The organism is uncultured Pseudoalteromonas sp. (assembly GCF_963922945.1).
Taxonomy (GTDB): domain Bacteria; phylum Pseudomonadota; class Gammaproteobacteria; order Enterobacterales; family Alteromonadaceae; genus Pseudoalteromonas.
Window position 1 is genome coordinate 1 of record NZ_CAWUKC010000044.1, and the last position, 21,703, is coordinate 21,703.

At 41.1% G+C, this 21,703-nt stretch carries 20 protein-coding genes; 11 read left to right on the plus strand and 9 right to left on the minus strand.

Annotated features, from left to right (window positions below; all coding sequences use genetic code 11):
- The 7 genes from AABI99_RS10720 to AABI99_RS10750 all read right to left on the minus strand — a co-directional run.
- A partial coding sequence (locus AABI99_RS10720) for a hypothetical protein (RefSeq protein ID WP_338365741.1) occupies positions 1-749 on the minus strand: 749 nt, incomplete at its 3' end.
- 77 nt (positions 750-826) lie between these two features.
- On the minus strand, positions 827-1,540 hold the full coding sequence (locus tag AABI99_RS10725) for a response regulator transcription factor (RefSeq protein WP_338365743.1): 714 nt from the start codon (positions 1,538-1,540) through the stop codon (positions 827-829).
- Between the two features lie 94 nt (positions 1,541-1,634).
- The gene (locus tag AABI99_RS10730) at positions 1,635-2,687 is read right to left on the minus strand and encodes a hypothetical protein (RefSeq protein ID WP_338365744.1); all 1,053 of its coding nucleotides are present in this window, start codon (positions 2,685-2,687) and stop codon (positions 1,635-1,637) included.
- Between the two features lie 346 nt (positions 2,688-3,033).
- Positions 3,034-3,351, minus strand: coding sequence for a multidrug efflux SMR transporter (locus AABI99_RS10735; protein ID WP_338365745.1), 318 nt, complete (start codon positions 3,349-3,351; stop codon positions 3,034-3,036).
- On the minus strand, positions 3,351-4,883 hold the full coding sequence (locus tag AABI99_RS10740) for a bifunctional GNAT family N-acetyltransferase/carbon-nitrogen hydrolase family protein (RefSeq protein ID WP_338365747.1): 1,533 nt from the start codon (positions 4,881-4,883) through the stop codon (positions 3,351-3,353). The genes AABI99_RS10735 and AABI99_RS10740 overlap by 1 nt, the downstream gene beginning before the upstream one ends.
- 88 nt (positions 4,884-4,971) lie before the next feature.
- Complete coding sequence (locus AABI99_RS10745) at positions 4,972-5,820, minus strand: MBL fold metallo-hydrolase (protein ID WP_338365748.1); 849 nt, start codon at positions 5,818-5,820, stop codon at positions 4,972-4,974.
- A 58-nt stretch (positions 5,821-5,878) separates the two neighbouring features.
- Positions 5,879-8,164, minus strand: coding sequence for a penicillin acylase family protein (locus AABI99_RS10750; protein ID WP_338365749.1), 2,286 nt, complete (start codon positions 8,162-8,164; stop codon positions 5,879-5,881).
- A gap of 146 nt (positions 8,165-8,310) precedes the next feature.
- On the opposite strand from AABI99_RS10750, the gene ycaO reads away from it, so the two are divergent.
- From ycaO to folX, 7 genes are all read left to right on the plus strand, one after another.
- A complete protein-coding gene (ycaO, locus tag AABI99_RS10755) occupies positions 8,311-10,071 on the plus strand; it encodes a 30S ribosomal protein S12 methylthiotransferase accessory factor YcaO (RefSeq protein WP_338365750.1) in 1,761 nt (586 codons plus the stop codon).
- Positions 10,072-10,185: 114 nt separating this feature from the next.
- Entirely contained in the window at positions 10,186-13,548 is a 3,363-nt protein-coding gene (locus AABI99_RS10760) for an ATP-binding protein (RefSeq protein WP_338365751.1), read from the plus strand.
- A 41-nt stretch (positions 13,549-13,589) separates the two neighbouring features.
- On the plus strand, positions 13,590-14,216 hold the full coding sequence (locus tag AABI99_RS10765; protein WP_338365752.1) for a YceH family protein: 627 nt from the start codon (positions 13,590-13,592) through the stop codon (positions 14,214-14,216).
- A 68-nt stretch (positions 14,217-14,284) separates the two neighbouring features.
- Positions 14,285-15,121, plus strand: coding sequence for an ammonia-dependent NAD(+) synthetase (gene nadE, locus AABI99_RS10770; protein ID WP_338365753.1), 837 nt, complete (start codon positions 14,285-14,287; stop codon positions 15,119-15,121).
- Positions 15,122-15,235: 114 nt separating this feature from the next.
- Positions 15,236-15,955, plus strand: coding sequence for a dihydromonapterin reductase (folM, locus tag AABI99_RS10775; protein WP_338365754.1), 720 nt, complete (start codon positions 15,236-15,238; stop codon positions 15,953-15,955).
- Positions 15,956-15,979: 24 nt separating this feature from the next.
- On the plus strand, positions 15,980-16,534 hold the full coding sequence (folE, locus tag AABI99_RS10780) for a GTP cyclohydrolase I FolE (protein WP_338365755.1): 555 nt from the start codon (positions 15,980-15,982) through the stop codon (positions 16,532-16,534).
- Between the two features lie 3 nt (positions 16,535-16,537).
- Positions 16,538-16,894 carry a dihydroneopterin triphosphate 2'-epimerase gene (gene folX / locus AABI99_RS10785; protein ID WP_338365756.1) on the plus strand — a complete coding sequence of 119 codons (357 nt, stop codon included), beginning with the start codon at positions 16,538-16,540 and terminating at the stop codon, positions 16,892-16,894.
- Between the two features lies 1 nt (position 16,895).
- On the opposite strand, the gene AABI99_RS10790 is transcribed toward folX, so the two are convergent.
- Positions 16,896-17,330: a YqaA family protein gene (locus AABI99_RS10790; protein ID WP_338365757.1), complete on the minus strand. Its 435-nt coding sequence runs from the start codon at positions 17,328-17,330 to the stop codon at positions 16,896-16,898.
- 55 nt (positions 17,331-17,385) lie between these two features.
- On the minus strand, positions 17,386-17,751 hold the full coding sequence (locus AABI99_RS10795; RefSeq protein WP_338365758.1) for a DUF4870 domain-containing protein: 366 nt from the start codon (positions 17,749-17,751) through the stop codon (positions 17,386-17,388).
- Positions 17,752-17,932: 181 nt separating this feature from the next.
- Here AABI99_RS10795 and AABI99_RS10800 point away from each other — a divergent pair, with 181 nt between their 5' ends.
- From AABI99_RS10800 to AABI99_RS10815, 4 genes are all read left to right on the plus strand, one after another.
- Positions 17,933-18,634: a spondin domain-containing protein gene (locus tag AABI99_RS10800; RefSeq protein ID WP_338365759.1), complete on the plus strand. Its 702-nt coding sequence runs from the start codon at positions 17,933-17,935 to the stop codon at positions 18,632-18,634.
- A gap of 10 nt (positions 18,635-18,644) precedes the next feature.
- Positions 18,645-19,361, plus strand: coding sequence for a spondin domain-containing protein (locus tag AABI99_RS10805; RefSeq protein ID WP_338365760.1), 717 nt, complete (start codon positions 18,645-18,647; stop codon positions 19,359-19,361).
- An 86-nt stretch (positions 19,362-19,447) separates the two neighbouring features.
- Positions 19,448-20,182 (plus strand): response regulator transcription factor, encoded by a 735-nt coding sequence (locus AABI99_RS10810; protein WP_338365761.1) that lies wholly within the window; start codon positions 19,448-19,450, stop codon positions 20,180-20,182.
- Positions 20,182-21,666, plus strand: coding sequence for a HAMP domain-containing sensor histidine kinase (locus tag AABI99_RS10815; RefSeq protein ID WP_338365766.1), 1,485 nt, complete (start codon positions 20,182-20,184; stop codon positions 21,664-21,666). The genes AABI99_RS10810 and AABI99_RS10815 overlap by 1 nt, the downstream gene beginning before the upstream one ends.
- Positions 21,667-21,703 lie beyond the last annotated feature (37 nt).

Here is a 21,703-nt window from a genome sequence, read left to right on the forward strand (position 1 = left end):
TCTAAACCACTAAAATGCTCTTGTGATGATTTATCTATTGTTTTGCTTAATAGCTCTATATATAAGTGCATTTTAAATAGAGGGGAACGAATTTCATGTGCAAGAGAAAGAGTTAGTCGTCTATGACTACTTAACAATCGCTCTAATCTCTCAGCCATATTGTTTAAAGAAGAATTTAGTCTTCCCACTCTCAAAGAGCTTTTCGTAGGCACCCTTGCAAAAAGCTCCCCTTCGCTGATATTCACCACAGTTGCTTCAATTAATTTCAGCTTTCGATGTAAATTAAAAAACCAAATAAAGCAGCAAAATGCAATCATAAAAACCAAGGTAAGAACAATATAATTATCTAACTTATGTGTTAATTGAATCAATTCATTTGATTGATCTTCACGCATTCTATAATACTGTTCGTTTGAGAAGACTTTAAAATAATCATAAAACTCATCATCAACCCAGACATCTTGAGATACTACTTTGTCACGAATGTTAAGAGGAATATCTGATTTCGATATCGGTTCAATAATAACTTTGTTACGTTCAGCGATTAATTGTAGGAGAAGCTCTTTTCTATCTTCTGATATGTGTTTTTCCAGCTCATTTAGTAAGGTAACTTCTGCGGAAAAGTTGTCAGCATCGATAATATTGTATACATCAACATACAGATAAGTATTTAATATATGTAACATTATAAAAAATAAATATAATGTAAACAGTAAACCAAAATACAAAGGTAAAAATAGTCTAGCCATGATAAAAACTTTTCAAGTTAGCGAACTATAGTTCTCAAAGAAAACTTAGATTGCTTCTACATCAATTAGGTGTGTGATTACCAAAAATCAGGAACAAACATATAACCTTTACCACGCACAGTAATTATCCCTTGTGGTCTAGAAGCATCATCTTTCAGCTTCTTTCTTATTTGAGAGACTTTATTATCAATCGATCGATCCAGTCCATCATAGTCTATGTTTCTTAAAGATTTAATTAATTCTTCTCGGCTAATTACTTGTTCTGAGTTTTCGACGAGGTGCCATAACAATGAAAATTCAGACGGGGTTAAGTGAATTAACTGATTAGCTAATTTACACCGTTTGAGTTGGTTACTTAGCCATAACGCCCCATAGGTTCGCTCTTTGTCGGAAGGTTGAATTAGAACGTCATCTCGAAGCAAAGCCTTTCGGGAAAGTAAATTTTTTATTTTTGCCAAAAGAACTCGCGGTAAAACGGGCTTTTGCATGAAATCATCAATTCCCATTTCAAGCGCTGCAACTTGATCCATATCGTCAGCACTTGCTGTGAGCATCAAAATTATACCCTTAAATTGTTTTCTTACCTGAACTCCTATGGTTAAACCGTCAACTTTAGGTAACATCAAATCCAATATAACCATATCAGGGTCATTAGTAAGAATAACTTCTACAGCGTTCTCCCCAGAATTAAGAGCTATTACATTAAAGCCATATCCTGATAAATAGCTTGTTAGTAAATGAGAAAGCTCCACATCATCTTCTATTAAGAGTATTTTTGAAGAAAAATTCATAGCACTCAAAGTATTGTATATGATTAACAAACTATGAGTATAACAAATACCGAAAAATTAGTGAGGGGATAACATCCCCCTCTAACTACTTTATTTAATCGTCTTTGAGTAAGTATTTACTCATTTCTGCATCAGACATTTCATGAATACTATCAAAAGGAGCCGCATTGATAGTAAAGAAATAAAATTCTGGTCCTAATTCATCACCTAACATTTCACGGAAATAAGTTAATTGTGATTTGTGAGCAGGGTCATCTTCGCTCAACTGGTCAGCCGTTTTGCCAGATTCACAACACCAAGAATGTACGCCAACTATAGCACCGCTTTCGTATACACGTTGATAACCAGATGCAAATAAATCTACACCTCCAGAATATATTCTAGAACCTTTCTCTACTTTCGTTGTTAACTGAGCATTACGGACCAGCCTTCCTGTATGTGAGTTAATATCATCATCAACAGAGCCAGTAATAGTTTGTAAGAGTAACGTTGTAACTTCAGGGTTATTATTTATAAGGTCTTGGACCTGTATGTAAGTCTTTGTGCCTAATTCACCTTTTATTGTTGCAATAGCTCCTTCTATTGCTAATGTAGTACTACCACTCGAAACTACAGAATCATTAATAACAAGGCGAACGTTGAAGTCTTGTTGAGTAATATTATTAAGTCTTCCAGTATAAATAGCATTATCATCATCATCAAATTCAATCGATATGTCATATCCAGCCAAATATGCGTCCACTTCCTCATGAGCAGCCCCTAGATCTTCAGTCCCAGTTTCTATAACATAGAGTTTAGCCAAGGGCACTCCTTCAATAAAGTCAAAGCCAAAAGACAAAAAACCTTTCTCATATCTGGCATATATAACTTTCTTCTCTACATCAGTAGAATGAACCGATATATCATATTGCACTCCATCAATTTGCAGCTCCAATTGATCATACTTATATTTAAACTCTTCAACATATTCCGCAACGTCATCAGGATGAAGGTTATAAACAGCTTCAGGTTGAGTAATTGTTGTTGAGCTATCTGTAAGGTCTGATGCCGTTGTAATCGGCTCACTCTTAGTACTATTACTCCCACCACAAGCAGTCAAAGCTATAGCGAGTGCTATTGGGCAAGTATATTTCAAAATTGTGTTCACATTATCTCCAGTTCAGTTTTTCAAGCAGGAGTAAGTGTATTGGAAACCAACAATTACTAATATCACTTATATGTCTTGCAAATGTATGTAAAAGGCTTACATTCTGTGCGGTGAATTATTCATTAATTGCTCTAGATTTCTGAATCGATGAGTTTAACAATGAAGTATTAATCACTTGATACGATCGCACTGTGCTACTAACTTAGATGGTTAAACGACTTAACTTTTATAACGATTTAGCCTGTGAGAAGGCCCAACTTTAAGATTAGGTTGATTATGTTGCCAAATTAAAAGTATCAAAAGTGCAGGTTTTTAAACCTGCACTACTATAAAGTTACTTATAATTTTAAGAGCTAACTTTTAGGGTGATCACACCACAAATAATCATTAATACACCAGCAATACGGCCAAACGTGGCTGCATCACCGTAAAATAATATACCCACTAAAAACGTCCCCGCAGCACCTATTCCGGTCCATACCGCGTAGGAAGTCCCCATTGATATTTGCTTTTGTGCAAGCCACAACATAAAGCCGCTGGCCACCATAAATGCAATTGCCATTGCAATACCTTGCCAGCGTGTGTCGGGGTTTTGCGATACCTTTAAACCTATCGGCCAGCCTATTTCAAGCAGGCCTGCAATGACTAAATAAACCCATGCCATTAAACATCTCTCTTTTTCAAAATTACGTCGTATAAATCTTCGCGGCGATCTTTTAAATTGCGCACCGTACCTTCGCTATGAAGAATTTTTAGCTTATCCATATCAAGGTCGCTAAATAGTAACATTTCGGTATTAGGTGTGGCTTCATTTAATGTTGCATCGTGCGGAAAAGAAAAGTCTGATGGCGTTAGTACAGCTGATTGCGAGTACTGTACATCTAAGCTTTCTACTTCAGGTAAATTACCCACTGACCCTGCAATAACCACGTAACATTCGTTTTCGATTGCGCGCGCTTGCGCACAGTGACGAACCCGTAAATAACTATTTTTAGTGTCGGTCCAAAATGGTACAAAAAGTATATCAAGTCCCTGCTTGGCTAAAATACGCGAAAGCTCAGGAAACTCTACATCATAACAAATTTGAATACCTACACGCCCAGCATCGGTATCGAACACGGCAATTTTGTCGCCGCCTTGAATCACCCAGTCATTTTGCTCATGCGGGGTGATGTGTATTTTGCGCTGCTCGTCTATTTTACCGCTTCGGTGGCACAAATAACTGACGTTATAAATTTTATCGTCTTCGGCAAGGGGCATAGAGCCGGTAATAATGTTGGCGTTGTACTCTATTGCCATACGCGACATGGCGTTTTTAAATGTTTCGGTGTACTCAGCTAAATAGCGAATTGCCTCTGTTTGATTACTTTGTTCAGTAAGTCCCATTAGTGGCGCGTTAAAAAACTCAGGAAATAAAATAAAGTCACTTTTATAGTCAGAGACTGTATCAACAAAGTATTCCACTTGTTTAAGTAGCTCTTCAACTGACTCTACACAACGCATTTGCCATTGCACCGCGCCTACCCGCACAATCGATTTAGTCGATTCGAGTACTGTATCGGTTGGTTCATACATTATGTTATTCCACTCAAGTAACGTGGCGTAACCTACAGACTCTTGATCCTCTGGCAGGTATTTTTTAAGTAACCGCTTTACCTGAAAGTCGTTAGAGAGTTGAAAACTTAAAATTGGGTCGTAAAGCTCTTTTTGGTCAACTTTTTCAATGTATTCCATTGGCGTCATGTCACTGCTGTGATTGTAATAACGCGGAATACGCCCACCAGCTAAAATAGCGCGTAAGTTATATTGGCGGCACAATTCTTTGCGAGCATCGTATAATCTACGTCCTAAGCGCATGCCTCGGTGGGTTTCGCTAATGGCTACATCTAAACCGTATAGCGCATCGCCGTCGGAGTCACTAAATACACGGTCGTGGCCATCGGCTATGTCTTCGTACGTATGCGGGTTTGAAAAACGCGTGTAATCAACTTGCACGCTCAGTGCTATGCCCACCAGCACGCCATCATCCACTATGCCTATTTGCCCTTCAGGAAACTGATCTATCAACCTAAAAATAGTATGGCTTGGCCACGCGCCACCTAAATCAGGGTAAGCCTGATCCATTAAGGTCTTAATTTGCGGATACTGCTCTTTTGTTAAGTTACAAATTTCTAGGTGGGTTTTTTCTGCCGACATACACAACTCCTTTGGGCATAAGAAAATAAAAGCCGAATGTAGCTTTAAGTACACTCAGCTTTGTATCATGTTTTTTACGTTACACGTACTACTTTAAACTGCGATAAAAAAGTGTAGTCACTTTCTCTTTTGGCAGCCAACCTGCGTACTTAAGATTAAGCGTGGCTAACGGATCGGCTTTTAGTACTTGCTCTAAGCTTGCATTATTTTGCATTGCTTTTAGCATTAAATCTTTAGCTTTTTTAACCAATTTAGCATACGCTTCCAGCCCTGAACGGTCACTTACCGGTCCATGCCCGGGTATGACTATGGTGCGCTCATCTATTTGCTCAATTACGTCATTTACGGCTGCAAGTATTCCGTCAACACTACCGCCACTATCTACATCAACAAACGGTAAGCTACCAAAGTTAAAGTAAATGTCGCCCATGTGCACTATGTTATCGTTATTAAAAAATATCACCGCATCACCATCGGTATGTGCGCGGGCGTAATGCACTACATGGGCATGCTCGTTATTAAAATGCAGCTTTAAATCGTGGCCAAAGCTAATACGTGGCAAATAATCTGAATTTGCTCCGTGTTTTTCTTCTAATCGCTTATGTACGTTATCGTGCGCAATAACATGCGCACCGGCTTTAGCAAAGTTTTCGTTGCCACCAGTGTGATCCCCATGATGATGCGTATTAATTACAAACTCGGCACTACCGGGTTTTAAATTGCTAATAGTTTTTTTAATATCGTTTGAAAGCTTAGCAAATTGGTCATCAATAATGTAAATGCCATCTTCCCCTACACTTGCGGCAATGTTACCGCCTTGCCCAAACAGTACATACACACTGTCGCTTAGTTTTTCTGCCGTTACCGGATTTTCATCTGCATGTGTTGCACTGCTAAGTAATAAGCCTGTTATTAATGCCGGTAGTATTTTTTTCATTTTAGTTCTCTGTTGATTTATTAATGATTATATAGAACGTGATTAACTGTCATTTAGTTCATCGTGCTGGCTCTATCACTATTTGATGTATTAGCGTTTGTGGTAATAAAGGCGTGTGTTTACCTTCAATATAGTCACTAAAGCCTGCACGGTAAAACGCGGATAGCGGATGCCCCGACTGCCCACCGGGCACTGCCATAATGGCGTTTTCTAAATGCCCAGGTTGGGCAATAAAGCGCTGCGATGCACCAAAGCTTTTGCCTTGTACGGCGGGCATGTAGCTATCACCAAAACCTGGCGCTACAGGCATATTTAAAAGCTTAGCCAATATGGGCATTTGTTTAGCAAACGGGTGCTCAATATTAAGTGCATTTACTTTACCCCACTGCCAATTTTGCACGTTATCCCCGTACTCAGCCCTAAGTGCTGTCACTGTTTGGTTAAATGCACCTAATAACTGCTCGTCCCAGCTTTTATATTCAGAGTTTACCCATGAGCTCGGCCTTTGCTTAATAAGCTGCCATATAGCTGGTTCTAAGTCGCGTTTTACATATTTAAGCGTCGCGTTTTGCTCATTGAGTGTGTGCTCCATACTTGCAAATACGGTATTAATTAATGTGCTGCGGTAGTATTTAACTAAGGTATAACCTACCGAGCTTGCACATGCACACTGCTGCCAGTTTTCAAGTGCACTTATGTACTGTACGTTTTTGGTTTTGTCTTTTTTAAGTTGATTAAGTAGTAATGTGTGCCAAGGCGTTAAAAAGCGGGCTTGGTTATCAAGCTGTAACGCGTAAAAGTCGCTCTCGGCAAAGGCTTGTTTTTCAAATAATCTGTCGCGAATTTGGCTCGAACGAGCACCAAGCGCGTATCCGCCATTACCAAAACGGGTATTATCAGTGGCCGATACAACGCGCGAATTGCCTGTCCATAATCGTCCATTTTGCGGGTTTTTAACATAAGGGCGCTGATGCTCATTTTGCTGCCAATCAGTTGAGTACTCATTGGCATTAACGCTTAGCTCACTCGGTGTTGTACGTGCCGGTATAGCGCCAATATGTTGCCATGCAGCACTACCTTGGCTATCTACCACCATTAAATTTTGCACCGGAATACCCACATTGCTTGCTAGGTTGAGCGCTTCATCTACGTTAGTTGCTTGCTCTAACTTGAGTAAATCCATATTGACGGCATAAGGTTGATGCGCCGCCCAACTAAGTGCATAAGGCTTTTTATTAATATATTTTACTGGGCCGTATTCGCTTAAAGTTAATACGTAGTTTTCTACCTCATCATTTGGTAACGCTATTGGCTCATTTGCTTGCCATGTTTTACTGTCATCATCTAGCGCTATCCAATCGGCGGTATCTATGTAGCCATTAGTAAAGCCCCACGCTATTTTATTATTGCTACCCACTACAATAGCGGGTGCGCCAGGGAGTGATACGCCAGTTACCTGAACTTGCTCGCCATTTTGTTGGTAATTAAGCTGCGCCCTGTACCAAATAACAGGCACCGCCATAGATAAATGCATATCATCCGAGAGCATGGCTGCGCCTGTTTGTGTATGTGCACCGGTGACGGCCCAATTATTACTGCCGCGCTCTTGATTTACCTGAATATTTTTAACCGTGTGCTGCGTTTGTGCTGGTAGCTGGGGAATAGTGCCTGTAAACGGAGGGAGCTTAGTGTCATCAAGCGCCGCTTGGTATTGGCTAGGCTGAGTTAAAAAATCAACCATGTGTTTTCCGTATGCTTGCTCTATATGTATAAGTGCTTCATCACGTTCAAAGGTTGCACTTTGCAAATCAAGGTACATGCTAAATATTACTAACAAGCTGTCTTCACTTTGCCATGGTTTTTGCGCCGCGCCTGTCAGTAAATACTCAAAGCTTGTAAAGCCCACTTGTGCCAGCCCTTCGTTTACCCCTTGTGCGTAGCTATTTAATAGTTGTTTATCGCTTTCGGATAAGGTGTTTAATATAGCGCGGCTGCGTTCACGTAATTGATGAAAGCGCATTTTTTTATCCAACCCAAGAGCCCCTTTACCAAATAACTCACTGAGCTCGCCTGCCGCGTTACGCCTTAATAAGTCCATTTGAAAAAAACGGTCTTGCCCGTGCGCATAACCTAACCCGTATGCGGCGCTGTGGCGGCTTTGCGCATTTATAACCGCTTGACCTAGCACATCACGCGAAATAGTCACCGGTTTATTAATGGCTGTTGAGCGGCCTTTGCCATCAAGAGCCGGCACACTCAAACTTAATACGCCATATAGTAGTGCTGTTCCGGCTAACCCTAAAACTATAGTGAGTAATACTAGCCACTTGATTACTTTAAACATTAACTTGTCCTTTATCCCTTTTGCTGAACATATAATAACCATAGTTTTATTAAATAATAATGTTCTTACTCGCAAAGGGTGAAATAAACATCAAAATCCACGATAATAGCCATTCCACATTTTGTGCAGATCTAGTTGAGACTCATATGACTGAAAAAACATTTATCAAAGGTAAAGACCGCGACTTAGAATCGTCTATCTCTACCATGCAAAACAAGCTAAAAGCGCTAAATATCAATATTGAAGAGGCACTTTGGCTTAACCCTGTAGCTAACTGTTATTCAGTTCATATAAAAGACAGCGACTGCGGTGTTATGTTTACTAATGGTAAAGGCGCAACCGATAAAGCATCTATCGCCTCTGCACTGGGCGAATACTTTGAACGATTAAGCTGTAACTACTTTTTTGCCGATTTTTATTTAGGTGAAGAGTTTGCAAACGGCGACTTTACTCATTACCCAAATGAAAAATGGTTTAAAGTTGAAGACAATGAAGTACCAGAGGGCATAATGGACCAAAGCCTTTGGGATTACTTTGACCCAGAGCGTGAGCTTAATGCATCTCACCTTTTTGATTTTAACTCAGGCAATAACGAGCGTGGCATTTGTACACTGCCATACACGCGCCAACGTGATAACCAAGACGTATACATTCCGGTAAACGTGATTGGTAATATTTTTGTTTCTAACGGCATGAGCGCAGGTAACACTAAATTTGAAGCGCGCGTACAAGGGCTATCTGAAGTATTTGAGCGCACCATTAAAAACCGCATTATCGCAGAAGGACTTTGTTTACCCATCGTCCCAGAAGACGTTGTAAAGCAATATCCTAAAATTCACGAAGCGTGTGAAGAGCTACGCAGCCATGGTTTTCATTTACGTATTGCCGACGCCTCTCTCGGCGGTAAATACCCTGTAATGAGCGTAACGCTTATTAACCCTGTTGATGGCTCTGTATTTGCCTCATTTGGTGCACACCCATCATTTGAAGTTGCTCTTGAGCGTACGGTTACCGAGCTACTGCAAGGACGTCGCCTTGATCAACTTGATGTGTTCCAACCTGCAACCTTTGATAACGATGAAGTAGCAACACCTGAAAACATTGAGCTGCACTTTATTGATTCTAGCGGTTTAATCTCGCATGACTTTTTCCGCGCAACACCTGACTTTGACTTTGTACATTGGGACTTTAGCGGTACAACAGAGCAAGAATACAACTTCTGTACTGACTTAATTCACAGCATGGGCCATGACATTTACATTATGGATTACACACACTTAAACGTGTATGCATGTCGTATTTTAGTACCAGGTATGTCAGACATTTACCCAGTAGATGAACTAATTTGGCGTAACAACAACGAAGGCGCTAAATTCCGTGAAGCATTCCTATCGCTTGATCAGTACGATGCGCAGCAATGGATGGACATTTACGACAGCCTAGAAGAAGCAGGCCACAGCGATATTATTCGTGCTGCTGAATTTATTGGCCTTGCAACCGATGCCGATACACCTTGGCATACGCTACGTATTGGTGAGCTTAAAGCGCACTTATGTTTAGCCGCAGGCAACGAAGAAGCCATTGATTGGGTAGACTGGATACTACACACAGGCCAAGTAAACGAAGAGGCAATGCGCCACTTCCGCTGTTTAAAAGCCATTCTTGAAATTAAATACGATGACGAGCGCGACTACGCCGACTACCAAGATGCACTAGGTTTAATGTTTGGTAGCGATAACGTAACGCTGGCTATTGAAATAGCAGAAGGGCGTAAATTATTTAATGGTTTAACCTTCCCTGGTTTATCGCTTGAAGGCTTTAAAAAGCATGCTGCTCTACTTGATGGTTACCGTAAGCTACATGTTGCTAAGCAAAACCATTGGGCACGTGAAGTAACCGACGCTTAATAGTTAAACTACTAATTATAAAAATAAAACGGCGCTAATTTATCAGCGCCGTTTTTATTTATACAATAAATTAGCTATAGTTAAATTGCCTAAAATAACAGCATGACTTAGCCAATGCCGCCAAAAAATAACAACAAAAAAAACACTATTAGCAACTATAAGCTGACCTTTTGGTTATCGCTTACGCTAATAATACTAGTGAGCATTGTGTTAGATAGAATTAACTACAATCGCGCAAAAGACGCCCACCGCCTACAAATTTTATCTGAGGTCAGTACTTACCGTGCACAACTCGAGGCCACCTTGGTATCAAACATTCAGCTAATTCGTGGATTAGCGGTTGCTGTATCAGCTGAACCTGAATTACAACAAGCACGGTTTGAGCAAATTGCCGCGCCCCTATTTAAAACCTCCAGTGAGCTGCGCCATATTGGTGGTGCACCCGACATGATAATTCGTATGTCTTACCCACTAAAAGGTAACGAAAAAGCCATTGGCTTAAACTTTTTAGAACAAAAAAACCAACGCCAAGATGCCATTAGAGCCCGTGATACCAATAAAATTGTTATGGCAGGACCACTTAAACTAGTGCAAGGCGACATTGCCCTTATTGCCAGAGTGCCGGTTTATATTCCGCCCGAAAACCGCTTTTGGGGTTTGCTATCTGTGGTGCTCGATATTGAAAAAGTGTATAAAAACTCAGGTATAAAAGAACTTGAAAAAAACTACAACATTGCTATTCAAGGGCGTCATGGTTTAGGCAAAAAAGGCGAGTTTTTTTATGGCAATAGCAATATAACCTCACAAGAGCCGCTTGATTTTACGCTTAATTTTCAAGGGGGAAGCTGGCAATTATACGTAGCCCCTAAAGAAGGGTGGAGCCCCGCCCCTTCAACTATATGGCCGCTTAGAATCGCCATTATAATTATTTGCGGATTACTAATATGGGCGTTCTTATTTTTTTTAAAAATGCTAAACCGCCAGCAACAAAACGAAAAAATGCTGGAGGCAATGAGTGACCTTGCCCAAATTGGGGCATGGTCATTTAATTTAGAAACCAAACAAGTGTATTGGTCAGATATGACCAAAAAAATATTTAAGTACCCGCTAAACAAAGAACCTACCTGGCCTACAAATTTAAATTACTTTAAAGCCGGTGAAAGCAGAGAGCGTATCACTCAGTTAGTTGAATCAGCTATTAAAGAAGGCAAAAGTTACGAAGCCGAGCTTGAAGTGATTGACTCACAAGGGCGCGAAATGTGGGTGCTTATTCATGGAGAGGCCGAACGTAAAAACGGGCGCTGTGTGAGAATATTTGGCTCATTGCAAAATATTGATACCCGTAAGCGTATTGAGCTTGAAAACAGTAAAATTGCCCTACATAACGAAATTTTAGCGTCGCTTACAGCCAACGACCTTATTTTAAGTGGCCAATTAAGCCAATCTAAACAGGTGATTACTGAATCTATTTGCCATGCTTTAAATATTGAGCAAGCCAGTATTTGGTTTTTTAATAGCTCAAAAACCTCATTGAGCCCTATCGCATCCCATAATATTGAAAACAGAATGGGCAATAATAATGCGGTGTGGCTTAAAAAAGAGGCCCCTGATTTTTTTGAAGCCCTCGAAAAACACGCTGTTTTTAGCACCAGCGATGCTCAAAAAAACCCGCTGCTAAAACCCCTCAAAACACATTATCTTGCGCCGCTCAATATTAATGCCATGCTGTGCGCAATCATAGCTGCGGGAAATGGCACCATTGGCATAGTATGCGCTGAGCAATGTGCTTCTATGCGCCCATGGTCACGTAACGAAGAAAGTTTTTTAATAGCTGTAGCCGCTCTCGTTGGCAGCCTGCATTCTAGTCAGCAACGTATAGAAACAGAGCAGCAACTTGTTACCGCTAAAGAGGCTGCAGAGCAAGCAGTAATAGCTAAAAGCGAATTTTTAGCCAGTATGAGCCACGAAATAAGAACCCCGATGAACGGCGTACTGGGCATGCTAAATATTATCAAGCGCACCCAGCTTAATCAGCAGCAAGAGCATCATATTGAACTTGCACAGTCGTCAGCTCAGTCGCTGTTAAATATAATTAACGACATTTTAGATTTTTCTAAAATTGAAGCTGGCAAACTCGATATAGAAAATGTGCAATTTAACTTACCTAAATTACTGGGTGAAGTGGTTGAGTCGTTTGCGCTTAAAGTGGAGCAAAATAATACCACCCTGATTTTAGATGCGACTCAAATTACTATTAGCGAAATAATTAGCGATCCGAATAGGTTACGCCAAATTTTAAATAACCTGATAGGTAATGCCGTTAAGTTTACTATTGATGGGCAAATTTTGGTGACTGCGCATATTGATGAAACCACCGATGGCAGTTTTTTACATTGCTCGATTATCGATACAGGTATAGGCATAGACGCAGAAAAACAAAAAACTTTATTCGACTCATTCACTCAGGCCGATGCCTCAACCACCCGCCAATTTGGCGGCACAGGTCTTGGCCTTGCTATTGTTAAGCAGCTATGTGAACTAATGGAAGGCGAAGTAAGCGTAACCAGCATGCTAAACGAGGGCAGTACTTTTTCATTTTCTATAAAAATACAGCCACGTTTAACTAAAGCACAAGGCTTACCCAGTCATTTAATTAATAATAAGCATATTTTAATTATTGATGCCTGCAAACTTAACGCCAATATTGCCGCCAAACAATTACGCGTATGGGGCGCACACGTTAATATTTTAAATGACTATAGCGCCATCATTAATTATTTTGATAACTGCGATACCCAACCCGATGCACTCTTAGTCGATTATCATTTTTTTGAACACGCTGCACACCCGCAAATAAATACATTAAAAAACCGAGTAACTACCAAACAAAGTAAACTGGTTGTTATGGCACCGATGAGCTATTCACAAGAGCATGACGATATTGGCATAAATATAGACTGCCTGATATTTAAGCCGCTCACCCCGTCAGATCTATTTGATTCACTCACTAACGATAAATACATTGAGCAACAACAACGCCAAGCACAACTGCAAAATGAGTTAACCGAAAAGCCCGAAGAAATATCAGCGCACGCACAAGTGCTTTTAGTCGAAGATAACAAAGTAAACCAAGTAGTAGCCTCAGCATTGTTAAAACAAGTTGGGCTTACTTTTGATATTGCACAAAACGGCCAAGACGCACTAGATAAGTTAAACAGTAGCCCAAATAAAAAATACCAATTAGTTTTAATGGACTGCCAAATGCCTGTAATGGATGGCTATCAAGCTACGCACGCTATACGCGAAGGTAAAGCGGGCAAACATAATAAACATATTACAATTATTGCGTTAACAGCAAACGCAATGCAAGGCGATAAAGAGAAATGCTTAGATGCAGGTATGAATGACTATTTAACCAAACCGTTAGATTCGGCAGATATAAAATCTAAATTACAGCAATGGCTTGGTACACAATAAAGGTGTAAGCTAAAAATACTGTTTATTAATAAAGAAAAGCCATGCAATTATCAGCAAACCAGCAGCGCGTTATTGGCTGCCTTTTAGAAAAACAAAGCACGACACCCGAGCACTATCCTCTGTCGTTAAACGCACTGACCAATGCGTGTAACCAAAAGTCGAACCGAGATCCCGTTATTAACTTAAGCGAAAGTGAGGTGCAACAAACGCTGGATGAGCTTATAAGTCAGCGCCTTGTCACGCTAGATGAAGGGCTTTCGGGGCGTGTAAATAAATACGATCACCGCTTTTGTAATACAGAATTTAGTAGCTTACAGCTGAGCACGCAGCAACGCGCTATCATATGCTTACTCCTGCTGCGCGGTCCGCAAACCCCTGGCGAGCTAAGAACGCGCAGCTCGCGCTTAGCTGAGTTCACCAGCGTAAGCGAAGTAGAAACAGCCTTAAATGCCCTAGCAGAGGATGACTACGTAATAAAGCTAGATCGCGAGCCTGGTAAACGAGAAAGCCGTTACTCGCACCTATTTGCCGATTTAACCATTGAACCATCAAGCCACCGAGCTCCTGCAGTAGAAGCCATTAAAAACGACGAAATTAACGCACTACTTGCAGAGATTGAGGAGCTAAAAGCTGAGCTTAGCCGTATAAAGTCTCATTTAGGGCTTTAATAAATAATAGCTAAGCCAGATAATATAACCGTACTTAAACCAGACTATTAAATAATGAGGAGCTGGCCATGCGCGCCGAAATTATGGCTGAAATGAAAGTTCAGCCAACTATTGATGTAAACGCCGAAATCACCCGTCGAGTTAACTTTATAAAAGCACGCTTAGTGGCAGCCCATAGTGTATCGCTAGTGCTTGGCATTAGCGGTGGTGTTGACTCATCGACCTGTGGACGTTTATGCCAGTTAGCAGTTGATGAACTAAACGCAGAGCAAAACACGAATAAGTACCAATTTATTGCAGTTCGTTTGCCATACGGTGTACAAGCAGATGAAGACGAAGCACAACTGGCCGTTGATTTTATTCAGCCAAGTAAGCGTATGACCGTTAACGTAAAACCTGCTGCCGATGCATTACATGAGCAAGCTATGGCTGCTGTCGTGGGCAGTGGTGAGGCGCTACCAGAGCAAGCTAAAATTGACTTTGTAAAAGGTAATGTAAAGGCGCGCCAACGTATGGTAGCGCAATACGAAATTGCGGGTTTTTGCCAAGGCTTAGTGGTGGGTACCGATCACAGCGCTGAAAACATTACTGGTTTTTACACCAAATTTGGTGATGGCGCATGCGATTTAGCCCCGTTATTTGGCTTATCAAAACGTCAAGTTCGCGCACTGGCCACTGCATTAGGCGCACCAGAACAGTTAGTAACAAAAGCCCCTACCGCTGATTTAGAAAGCGACCGCCCAGGCCTCACTGATGAAGAAGCATTAGGTTTAAGTTATGAACAAATAGATGACTTTTTAGAAGGCAAGCCAGTAGCAGCAGAAGTTGAGCAAAAGCTAACGGATATTTATGTTCGCACTCAACATAAGCGCCAACCCATTCCAACTATTTACGATGACTTATAATAGTTAAACAGCTAGTGCAGCGTATGCACTAGCTGATCTATTCATAAAAAGTTTACGTAAATTGAAACCGAGCTTATAGTTAAATTTAATGCCCGGGAAGAGTAAAAACATTATATGACATCTCCTATTTTAATAACGGGCGCAGGCCAACGCATTGGTCTTGCCGTTGCAAAGCACTTTTTAGCGCAAGGCCAAGCTATTATTATTACCTATCGTACGCGCCACGATGCGGTCGACTACCTAGAACAGCATGGCGCGGTATGCATACACGCCGACTTCAGCTGCGACGCCGGTATAACTAGCTTCATTGAAACCCTTAAACAGCATACGCATTCTTTACGTGCCATTGTGCATAATGCCTCAAGCTGGGACTGCGAAGCCAACAATCCCGATTTTTCTAGTCTGTTTGATGACATGATGCGCATTCATGCCAAAACACCGTATTTAATTAATAATGCCTGTGCACAGTTATTAATGGCATACCAAGCTGACACTTGCACACCGGCTGACATTATTCATCTTACCGATTACGTTGTTGAAACAGGTAGCCCAAAACACATTGCCTATGCTGCAAGTAAGGCGGCACTTGATAACTTAACCAAGTCGTTTAGCGCTAAATACGCCCCCGATATAAAGGTAAATTCGATTGCGCCATCGTTAATTATTTTTAATCAGCACGATGACGATGCATACCGCGCTAAAACCCTTAAAAAATCATTAATGGGAATAGAGCCTGGATGCCAAGAAATTATTAACAGTATAGATTTATTACTGCGCAGCTGCTACATCACAGGCCGCGCTATGCCCGTTGATGGCGGTCGCCATTTAAAGTAAAACACACATTAAACTGAGAAATTTATGCATGACGATTTAAAGCAAAGCTATCAAAATATTATTACAGCAGTGGGCGAAGATGCTGAGCGTGAAGGTCTTCTCGACACACCCAAACGTGCTGCAAAGGCCATGGAATATTTAACCCAAGGGTATCGTCAAACGCTTGATGAAATTACCAACAATGCGGTTTTTACCTCTGACGCTGATGACATGGTACTTATACAAGACATAGAGCTTTACTCTATGTGTGAGCACCACTTATTGCCGTTTATTGGCCGCTGCCATATTGCGTATATACCAAACGGTAAAGTACTAGGCTTATCTAAATTTGCGCGTATTGTTGATATGTACTCGCGCCGTTTTCAGATACAAGAGCAGCTTACTCATCAAATTGCTAAAGCCGTTGAGGAAGTAACCGGTGCTAAAGGCGTGGGTGTAATTGTTGAGGCCAAGCACATGTGTATGATGATGCGTGGTGTAGAAAAACAAAACTCAAGCATGCGTACTTCTGTGATGCTAGGCAACTTTAGAAGTGACTCTAAAACGCGTAACGAGTTTTTACAGCTTATTAAGGGTTAAATCATGGCCAACGCAATTATTAACGTAACCAACTTACGCTTACGTACATTTATTGGCTTTAACCCTGAAGAGCGAGAAAAAAAGCAAGATGTAGTGATTAATTTAGAAATTCACTACCCTGCTGATGATGCATGTAAAACTGACGAAGTCGCGCAAGCACTCAATTATAAGGTGATCACTAAAGAGGTGATAAACCTAGTAGAACAAGGCCACTTTTTGCTACTCGAAAAGCTGGTTGCAGAAATACTTGCTGTTTGTCATAAGCACCCCAGTGTGCATTATGCAAAAGCTCGTGTAGATAAACCACATGCGCTGCGCTTTGCTGATTCTGTGTCACTTACACTTGATTGGACAAAGTAGCCTACATTACAGCTTGAGCACCACTGGCAAGGGCAATGACGGCTAAATACCGTGCGCCTTTGCCCAAGCTTACTAATAATAAAAACAGACTAAAACGCACTTTAAATATACCGCCAATGACCGTAAGTGGGTCGCCAACAATTGGCAGCCAAGCAAACAATAAACTATACACGCCATATTTTTTAAATTGAGATTGCGCTTTTATAAGGCCCCGCTCTGAGACCGGGAACCATTTTTTGTGCTTAAAACGCAGCACATGAGTCCCCAACCAATAATTAACACAACTTCCTAGTACATTACCTGACGTAGCGGCTAACCACAGCAGCCACAGATTAGCTTTTGCTTGGCTGATCAGAGTAACAAGTACCACCTCTGAAGAGCTTGGTAATAAAGTCGCGGATATAAACGCACTAAAAAATAAGGTGATATAAAGCATTAAGTACTTAAAGCAAAAACCCAGCTGTTTGCTGGGTTTATTAAAAAATAAGCGCTTATTTTATCAAATTTAAACTCAGTGGGTAATTAAACTCTTTCCCCTCATTGGCTTTAATACTCGCTAAAACCACCATGATAAAAGAAAAAACCGCCACTAAAGGAAGTAAAACTAGGCCGATTACAGCAAACACCAATAAAAAACACACAAAGTAAGCGATAGCCATCGTAATTTGAAAGTTAAGCGACTTTTTACCGTGTAAGTCTACTATCGGCATTTCATCTTTTTTAATAAGCCATACCACTAATGGCCCAAGTATCGATCCAAACGGAATAACAAACCCGGCTACAGCGCTTAAATGGCATAGCATAGCCCAGGTTTTTTCATCTTTTGATAACGGCTCAAGCTGTTGATTTTCGTCCATAACACTCTCCTTTTTAGTTTTTATTATAGTGCCAGTAAAGGTCAAAACTGTCTATAAAACAAACACACTATAAATTAAAACACGCTTAAAACTGCTGTGATAAAAAAGTGATAACTTTGTGAGAGTTTTTTGAGGTGGTTATTTAATACTTAATCCGAATCATCACTTACAGGAAATAATAATGAAAGCATCAGCACTTACACTTGCCACATTGCTAGTTGCAGCGAGCCAAACAACACAGGCGGCAGAGCTAGACTTAGAACTAACAAACTTAACACAAGGTATTTACTTTACACCAGTGCTAATAACGGCGCACGACGCTGAAGATAAACTGTTTGAAGTTGCAACCCAAGCCTCTACAGCATTACAAACAATGGCCGAAGGCGGTAATATTGCCGAATTAGTAGCGCAAGCTAGCGCCGCAGGCAGCGATATGGTGGCAAACCCAGCCGAAGGGTTACTTGCCCCTACAGCCTCTACTTCTGCCACTATTATGACAGCAGATTCGAACGAGTACCTTTCACTTACCGCCATGCTATTACCGACCAACGATGGATTTGTAGGCCTTGATAGCTGGAAGATACCTACCGAAGCAGGTACCTACACTGTGTACTTAAATGCATACGATGCAGGCACAGAGATCAATAATGAACTTGTTGTTGAAGGTTCAGGCGCCCTTGGCACACCAGGTATCCCTGCTGCCCCAGGTGGTAATGCCGGTACTGGAGGGTCTGGTTTAACCAGCACAGACAGCAATATGAACGTGCACATTCACCCCGGTAATTTAGGTGATGACGATTTAACCGCCGGTAATAGCGACTTAAGCAATACAGTTCATAGATGGCTAAACCCCGTTGCTAAATTAACTGTAACAGTTAAATAGGAGCGTTAATATGGCATCTTTAAATCACCTTAAAAAAAGCATTGTGGTTGTCGCACTGGCAGCTTCACTTGCAGCTTGTGGCGACAACGATAACAACAAACCTGAGCCAATTGTTACGCCGCCACCTCCTGTCACCTATACATTTGATGTAACAGTAAGCAATTTAACCGCTGGACAGCCGCTATCACCTATTGCCCTAATTGCACACACGCAAGGTACATTATGGCAAATAGGAAGCCCTGCATCACTGGCATTAGAAACAATGGCTGAGGGTGGTGATAATAGCCAGCTACTCGCATTTGAAAACGCCATTGCTAGTGCATCAAGCGAAGGACCTGTAGGGCCCGGCGCAAGTACCACAATTACACTGACGACTGAGTCACTTGATGCACTCAAGCTGTCACTTGCCACAATGATGGTGAATACAAATGATGGGTTTACCGGTCTTAGTGCTTTAGATGTATCTTCATTAGCTGTAGGCGACTCACTAACTCACTCTACCGTTGCTTATGATGCAGGTACAGAAGCTAACACAGAAGCTGCAGGAACAATACCAGGCCCTGTTGATAGCGCAGAAGGCTTTAATGAGATCCGTGATGATGTAGATTTTGTTGCAAGGCACCCAGGCGTTGTAACAAATGAAGATGGCTTATCTAGTTCAGTGCTCGGCCCCGAGCATAAGTTTGATAACCCACTAGCAAGAGTTGTTATCACGCGAACCCAATAATTCGCGCATCAATATTGACCTTGATATACCAGCTTTAATGGGGATGAGAGGCGACACGGAAGTTCCTTTTTTTACGAGGTTGATATATGCGTCACGAAAAAATACTGGTTGTTGAAGATGACCGAGAAATTGGCCAACTGATCACCACACAACTTACCGCGCTAAACCTACATGTTGATCATGTTATCAGCGCTGAGTTGGCCCTTAAAAAAATTGCAAAGCTTCCCTATGGGCTAATTTTACTTGATATAAATCTGCCCCAAATGGATGGCTTAAGCCTGTGTCGTAAAATAAAAGAACACTATCCTAATATTTCAGTCATTTTACTCACTGCACTGAGTAGCGATATGGACCGTGTAATAGGACTGGAAATGGGTGCCGATGACTATATTTGCAAACCTTTCTTTGCCCGCGAATTGCAAGCACGTGTTAAAACCCAATTACGCCACAGAGCGCAATTAATCGCCGCGTGTAATCATGATGATAGCCCCGTCGATAAAGAGCAGACACTGGCAGTAGGATCGCTCAATATTGAGTTTAACTCACACCAAGTTTACCTAGCCGATAAAGCACTTAACCTAACGGCTACTGAGTTTGATTTATTAGTTTACTTTGCTCGCCACCCTAACCATGTGTTTAGTCGCCAACAATTGCTAGATCATGTTTGGGGGTATCAACACAGCGGGTATGAGCATACGGTTAATTCACACATAAACCGCTTGCGCGCTAAGCTAGAACAACACCACCAAGCTCCTTTTATAGAAACCGTATGGGGTGTAGGTTATAAACTAAACCCGAGCCAGCTTGAGTCGAACATATGATTAACCTATCGCTTTATCAAAAACTTGCGCTTTCTATTGTGATCATTTTTGGGGTTATTTGTGCACTTGTGTACAGTTGGAGCAAACAACTTGAACTTACCTCACTGCATCATGGTGAACAAACCTTACACTTAGCGCTTGCCGAGCACTTAGTTCAAGATAACCCTTTAATAAAAGAAGGTATTTACGACTATAAAGCGCTCGAAAATTTATTTCATACCCTAATGTTACTAGGCCCAGCCTTTGAGTTTTACTTTGTAGACGAGAAGGGAAAAATATTAACCTACTCTGCACAGCCAGGAAAAGTAAAGCGTAGCCACATTAATCTAGCGCCCCTACAGCAACTCATTAACAACCCACAAAGTACGCCGGTGTACGGTGATGATCCGCGAAACACCCAAGGCAAAAAAATATTCTCTGTTGCGCCTGTGTTTAACCAAGATACCTTACAAGGATACTTATACGTTATTATTGGTGGTGAAGCGTACGACACCACATTAAACACCATCAAAAACAACGATAAGTTATGGCTTACCGCTTTATGGCTTGGCGCTGCTCTAGTATGTTTACTTATTGCAATGCTAATACTACTGCGGTTTTTTACTGGCCCTATCCAACGCTTAGCGCGCGATGTTAGTAATATTGAAGCGGCTAATTATAGCCTTACTGATACAAAACTAAGTAGCTATTCAACACAAAAAAGTAACGAAGTGCATCGCCTAGGACGCAGTATCCAAGCCATGGTAACCCGTATTAATGAGCAATTTAAGGCACTTGAACAAAGCGATCAGCAACGCAAAGAATTGCTTACTCATTTATCTCACGATTTACGTACACCGCTGGCGTCTTTACAAGGTTTTTTAGAGGTACTTAATCAATCGGGGTCGCAACTCAGTGCTAATGAGCAACAACAATACTTACATGTTTCACTCAACAACTGCGCACAACTTAAACAACTTATTGAGCAAATTTTTGAACTCGCTCATTTAGAAAACGGCGAAATCAGCATACACAAAGAAACCTTTAATCTAGGTGAGCTTATTTACGATTGCGTTGCAAAATTCAGCCTAACCGCTGAAAAAAAAGGTATTAAACTAACCGTAAAACCCGCTATTTGCGATTTTCCTGTTGTAGCGGATATTGCAAAACTTGAGCGCGTGTTGAGTAATTTAATTGATAACGCCATTAGGCACACACCCAAAGGCGGCAATATAGCTGTGCACGTTAAGCATATTGATAATGCGCAGTTATTTGTGCAAATTTCTGATACTGGTGTGGGCATAAAACATGATGAGCTAGACGCTATTTTTAATCCGCACTACCAAGCATCTAATTCTAATAAGGAAGGCCGCCAACAAGGCGGTTTAGGACTGGCTATTTGTAAAGGTTTACTTGCCTTGATGGATAGCGAAATAAATGTGCAGAGCGAATTAGGTAAAGGCACTATATTTAGCTTTAATTTGCCACAAAAAATAAAGGTATAGCCGTTTGGCTATACCTTTAGGACATTACTTAACTTTT

Bases quoted from the DNA above. Each gene is read 5' to 3' on its own strand.
- AABI99_RS10725 (WP_338365743.1), bottom strand. From the start codon at position 1,540: ATGAATTTTTCTTCAAAAATACTCTTAATAGAAGATGATGTGGAGCTT.
- AABI99_RS10735 (WP_338365745.1), bottom strand. From the start codon at position 3,351: ATGGCATGGGTTTATTTAGTCATTGCAGGCCTGCTTGAAATAGGCTGG.
- AABI99_RS10740 (WP_338365747.1), bottom strand. From the start codon at position 4,883: ATGTCGGCAGAAAAAACCCACCTAGAAATTTGTAACTTAACAAAAGAG.
- AABI99_RS10745 (WP_338365748.1), bottom strand. From the start codon at position 5,820: ATGAAAAAAATACTACCGGCATTAATAACAGGCTTATTACTTAGCAGT.
- AABI99_RS10750 (WP_338365749.1), bottom strand. From the start codon at position 8,164: ATGTTTAAAGTAATCAAGTGGCTAGTATTACTCACTATAGTTTTAGGG.
- ycaO (WP_338365750.1), top strand. From the start codon at position 8,311: ATGACTGAAAAAACATTTATCAAAGGTAAAGACCGCGACTTAGAATCG.
- AABI99_RS10760 (WP_338365751.1), top strand. From the start codon at position 10,186: ATGCCGCCAAAAAATAACAACAAAAAAAACACTATTAGCAACTATAAG.
- AABI99_RS10765 (WP_338365752.1), top strand. From the start codon at position 13,590: ATGCAATTATCAGCAAACCAGCAGCGCGTTATTGGCTGCCTTTTAGAA.
- nadE (WP_338365753.1), top strand. From the start codon at position 14,285: ATGCGCGCCGAAATTATGGCTGAAATGAAAGTTCAGCCAACTATTGAT.
- folM (WP_338365754.1), top strand. From the start codon at position 15,236: ATGACATCTCCTATTTTAATAACGGGCGCAGGCCAACGCATTGGTCTT.
- folE (WP_338365755.1), top strand. From the start codon at position 15,980: ATGCATGACGATTTAAAGCAAAGCTATCAAAATATTATTACAGCAGTG.
- folX (WP_338365756.1), top strand. From the start codon at position 16,538: ATGGCCAACGCAATTATTAACGTAACCAACTTACGCTTACGTACATTT.
- AABI99_RS10790 (WP_338365757.1), bottom strand. From the start codon at position 17,330: ATGCTTTATATCACCTTATTTTTTAGTGCGTTTATATCCGCGACTTTA.
- AABI99_RS10795 (WP_338365758.1), bottom strand. From the start codon at position 17,751: ATGGACGAAAATCAACAGCTTGAGCCGTTATCAAAAGATGAAAAAACC.
- AABI99_RS10800 (WP_338365759.1), top strand. From the start codon at position 17,933: ATGAAAGCATCAGCACTTACACTTGCCACATTGCTAGTTGCAGCGAGC.
- AABI99_RS10805 (WP_338365760.1), top strand. From the start codon at position 18,645: ATGGCATCTTTAAATCACCTTAAAAAAAGCATTGTGGTTGTCGCACTG.
- AABI99_RS10810 (WP_338365761.1), top strand. From the start codon at position 19,448: ATGCGTCACGAAAAAATACTGGTTGTTGAAGATGACCGAGAAATTGGC.